The sequence below is a fragment of the Vibrio sp. 970 genome, assembly GCF_033339075.1.
In genome coordinates this window covers 1-878 of record NZ_JAWOTW010000150.1, presented here as the reverse complement: position 1 = coordinate 878, position 878 = coordinate 1, and the positions used below count along the sequence as shown (strand labels likewise).

The window sequence follows — 878 nt, the reverse complement described above, 5'->3', positions numbered from 1 at the left end:
ATAAAGATAACAACGTAAAGTACTGCTCGCTTCACCTTAACCTCGCTTAAATTGCAGACGGTTCACATCAATCATGCCCGCTTGGTCTGTACGATCGATGTCTAAAAATTCAACTTCAATGCCTTGCTGCTCTTTCAAGTAGCGTAGCCAATCCACCAACTGGTTGAATGCGAGCGGTTTAATCCACACTTGCACACTGTCGTTGCGTGGTTGCACACGAATCAGTTCCACCTTAAAACGGCGCGCTGATGAAGAGACAAGTTGGTTAAGTGGCTGATTGGAAAAACTGACACCCCCGCTTTTTCTCAATGCGGTAATGTCATCAGCTTTGTCTTGTACCCATGTAAGCAATTGCTTTTCACTTTGGATACGAGATTGCGCCAACTCTGCACGTTGGCTCATCGGCTGCAGCAGCCCCCAGTAAAGAATGCCAAGGATGGCGAATGCACCACAGCCCAGCACAAGTCGTTGTTCACGCTGAGAGATGCCACTCCACCAAGCTTGCGCTTGAGAAATTAAATTCTTCATCATCACCTCACTGACGCTTCAACACAAAGCTACCCATCACAACGTTATCGCTGCGATTAAGCTGACCTTGCTCAACATTAAACTTCTCAGCCAACTTCACACGTGCCTGCTCAAAAGGCTGGAAGTCTGAGCTACGTGCGTGAATGCGCACTTCACCACGTTGGCCGTCATACTTAAAGCTGGTGATTTCTAGATCTTTCACCTGACCAAGCGTTGCTGGCAAGGCAGCAAGCCAAGACAACATCGCAACATCTGTTGAGCCACCAGATAAACGGCGCTCTTCATCCGTCATTTGGCGCTTTAAGTAGCTTACGGTCGGAATTCGATTCTTGTTTGGGAAAACCTGACGG

Annotated in this window: 2 protein-coding genes; both read right to left on the bottom strand. The window is 47.9% G+C overall.

Annotated features, from left to right (window positions below):
- Window positions 1–36: 36 nt before the first annotated feature.
- A complete protein-coding gene (locus R7Q11_RS25330) occupies window positions 37–528 on the bottom strand; it encodes a type II secretion system protein M (RefSeq protein WP_005458943.1) in 492 nt (163 codons plus the stop codon).
- 7 nt (window positions 529–535) lie between these two features.
- Window positions 536–878: type II secretion system protein GspL (gspL, locus tag R7Q11_RS25325; protein WP_225466900.1), on the bottom strand; the 343-nt coding region annotated here is incomplete at its 5' end.

Bases quoted from the DNA above. Each gene is read 5' to 3' on its own strand.
- R7Q11_RS25330 (WP_005458943.1), bottom strand. From the start codon at position 528: ATGAAGAATTTAATTTCTCAAGCGCAAGCTTGGTGGAGTGGCATCTCT.